We start from the raw sequence: 2,628 nt of genomic DNA on the forward strand, positions 1-2,628 counted from the left end.
GTGCAGCAGCAATGGCTCGCGATTCGCCACGAAGCCAACCGCGCGTTCGACCACGCCCTTGTCGGCGAGAATGCGGCGGTGGCCGAGCCCGTCGGCCCAGTAGAGCCGCACATGGCCGCCGGCGCCGGCATAGCGCCTTGCATGATCGGCCGAGACTTCGCGGTCGTCCTGCGCATGGATGACCAGGGTCGGCACCGGCGCCTGGGCGAGCTGACGGTCGCCGGTGAATTCGTGCAGGGGGCGGCCGGAAAGATGCTCGACCCGGTCCGCCATGGCGGCTTGCGAGCGCGGGCCGACATTGAGCATGCGGCTGAAGTCGGCAAAGATCGCCGGCAGGGAACTTGGCGCCGCGATCAGCACCAGGCGTCCGGCCGCCAGTGGCGGGATGTTCTTGACCGAACCGGCGATGGCGTTGGCGGCGACGGCGCCGCCGAAGGAATGGCCGACCGCCGCCACGAAGGGGCCGAACCATTCGCCGGCAACCCGCACCGCATCCACCGCATTGACCATGTTCAGGCGCCGGCCCTGCGACTGGCCGTGGCCGGGCAGGTCAAGCGAAACGACCCGGTGGCCGGCGGCGCGATAACCTTCTATCAAGGCGCGCATATATTCGGTGCGCGAGCGCCAGCCATGGACGACGAGCACCGTGCCGGCGGCCGCCCTGCCCGGCTCCGGGCGGAACTCGTGCACCATGACGCAGCCGGTCGCGGTCTTCAGCCGGTGATGACGCGCCTCGGTCATGAACCCGGCCGCACGGTCGACAGCACGGCGCTCGCCATCGCTGAGCGCCTTGACATTCGGGGTGCGGCAGAACAATTCGAACGCCGCGCGTCCGCTGAGCCGCGGCGCGACACGCTCTGCCGCACCGAACACGCCCCGGATGACCTTCAGCCCGAATGATGCCATAGTGAAAATCCATCCATACGTTCAAGCATGAACATAATAGTTCAAAGATGAACAATAAACAAGAGCTGCCTTGGGACAACCCGCGTTTCCTCAACTGGGTCGCGGTGGCGCGCGCCTGCCATGTGCTGGAGCGCACGCTGGCGGTGAAGCTTGCGCCGCTCGATTTGAAACCGGCGCAGCTCGACGTGCTGATGAACCTCTATCGCCACCCCGGCATGTCGCAGCACGATCTTGCCCGCAAGCTGCTCGTCGGCCGTTCCAACATCACCATGCTTTTGCCGCAGCTGGAAGCGCGTGGCCTGCTGCGCCGCGAAGGCGACGAGAAGGACAAGCGCATCCTGCGGCTCGCGCTCACCGAGGCCGGCGAGGCGCTGTTGATGCAGGCGCTGAAAGTGCACATGGCGCTGATAGAGAAGGCGATGAGCCAGTCTACGCCGGAACAATGCGACATGATCGGCGAGCAGATGCGCAAGATCTATGATGTGCTGAAAGAGGCGTGAGGGCTTTTCAGCCCAAACCTACCACATCGTCTTCTTCGCCCGCTCCGGCCATTCCTTGTCGTAGGTTTCGCCGTCGATGTTCCTGCGGCTGGTGATCTCCAGGATCTGTCCGGGCGTCGGCAGCGACTTCGGGTCGACATGCCTTGCTGCGTTCCAGAGCTCGGAGCGGACGATGGCCCGGGCGCATTGGAAATAGACCGAATCGATGTCGATGACGGTCACCGATCGCGCCGCCTTGCCATCCACCGTGAATGATGCGCACAGCGCTGTATCCGTCGTGATATGAGCGCGGCCATTGACACGCAGCGTCGTGCCGGAGCCCGGCACCAGGAACAGCAGGCCGACGCGTGGGTCGCGGATGATGTTTTTCAGCGAATCGGCGCGGTTGTTGCCGCGACGGTCCGGCATCATCAGGGTTTTCGGATCATGGATGCGCACAAAGCCGGCGAGATCGCCGCGCGGCGAGCAATCAAGCCCCTCCGGCCCGCTGGTCGCCAGCGCGACAAAGGGCGAGGCTTCGATAAAGGCGGCATATTCGGGAATGATTTGGTCGAGTTCCTTGACCAGCGAGGCCTCGCCTGGAACCCCATAGAGCGCCTCGAGCTGCTCGACCGTGGTGATGACGGACATGTTTTCGCCTCCGAACCTTTGCCGGCGCTACGCCATCTCGATGACGTTTTGACGACAGCGAGGGGAATCAATTTTAGCGGTCCCGGCTCAGGCCCTTTTCCGCAAGCTCCGCGAGATAGGCCTCCCAGCGCGCATCCTTCTCGTGGCCGAGCGTATGCAGGTAATTCCAGGTGAAGATGCCGGTGTCGTGGAAATCGTCGAAGGTGATGCGCACGGCGTAGTTGCCGACCGGCTCTATCTTGAGGATTGCCACATTGCGCTTGCCGGGGACCGTCACCCGCTGATCCGGCGAATGGCCCTGCACCTCGGCCGATGGCGAGGCGACGCGCAGCAGTTCCGCCGGTAATTCGAATGGATGGTGGTCGGGAAAGGTGACGGACAGAAGTTTGCGGTCCTTGGAGACCCTGAGCTCTTTCGGTGCGGTCATGCTGTTCGATCCCGTCTCATCCGCCCTTCCCTACGCCGCTTCGCCAAACGGGAAAAGGCCTGATGAGACCGACCGACATGCGATGTCGGCTGAGAGATGTTACCAAAGATCGAGAGGCGCTATCTTGAATGGCAGGCCGGATCGTATCACATAGCGGTATATAAC

4 protein-coding genes are annotated in these 2,628 nt (G+C 63.6%); 1 reads left to right on the forward strand and 3 read right to left on the reverse strand.

What is annotated here, in order from left to right:
• A partial coding sequence (locus EN750_RS28355) for an alpha/beta hydrolase (RefSeq protein ID WP_127270854.1) occupies positions 1 to 906 on the reverse strand: 906 nt, incomplete at its 3' end.
• Between the two features lie 47 nt (positions 907 to 953).
• On the opposite strand from EN750_RS28355, the gene EN750_RS28360 reads away from it, so the two are divergent.
• Entirely contained in the window at positions 954 to 1,406 is a 453-nt protein-coding gene (locus tag EN750_RS28360) for a MarR family transcriptional regulator (RefSeq protein WP_127398715.1), read from the forward strand.
• Between the two features lie 18 nt (positions 1,407 to 1,424).
• Here the strand turns inward: EN750_RS28360 and EN750_RS28365 are convergent, their stop codons facing one another.
• Positions 1,425 to 2,036: a pyridoxamine 5'-phosphate oxidase family protein gene (locus tag EN750_RS28365; RefSeq protein ID WP_127398717.1), complete on the reverse strand. Its 612-nt coding sequence runs from the start codon at positions 2,034 to 2,036 to the stop codon at positions 1,425 to 1,427.
• A 73-nt stretch (positions 2,037 to 2,109) separates the two neighbouring features.
• Positions 2,110 to 2,463 (reverse strand): DUF971 domain-containing protein, encoded by a 354-nt coding sequence (locus tag EN750_RS28370; RefSeq protein ID WP_013531698.1) that lies wholly within the window; start codon positions 2,461 to 2,463, stop codon positions 2,110 to 2,112.
• Between the last annotated feature and the right edge of the window lie 165 nt (positions 2,464 to 2,628).

This window comes from Mesorhizobium sp. M7A.F.Ca.ET.027.03.2.1, from assembly GCF_003999175.1.
In the GTDB taxonomy this organism is placed as follows: domain Bacteria; phylum Pseudomonadota; class Alphaproteobacteria; order Rhizobiales; family Rhizobiaceae; genus Mesorhizobium.

Excerpts from the sequence above, each read along its gene's own strand:
- EN750_RS28360 (WP_127398715.1), top strand. The coding sequence starts at position 954 with ATGAACAATAAACAAGAGCTGCCTTGGGACAACCCGCGTTTCCTCAAC.
- EN750_RS28365 (WP_127398717.1), bottom strand. The coding sequence starts at position 2,036 with ATGTCCGTCATCACCACGGTCGAGCAGCTCGAGGCGCTCTATGGGGTT.
- EN750_RS28370 (WP_013531698.1), bottom strand. The coding sequence starts at position 2,463 with ATGACCGCACCGAAAGAGCTCAGGGTCTCCAAGGACCGCAAACTTCTG.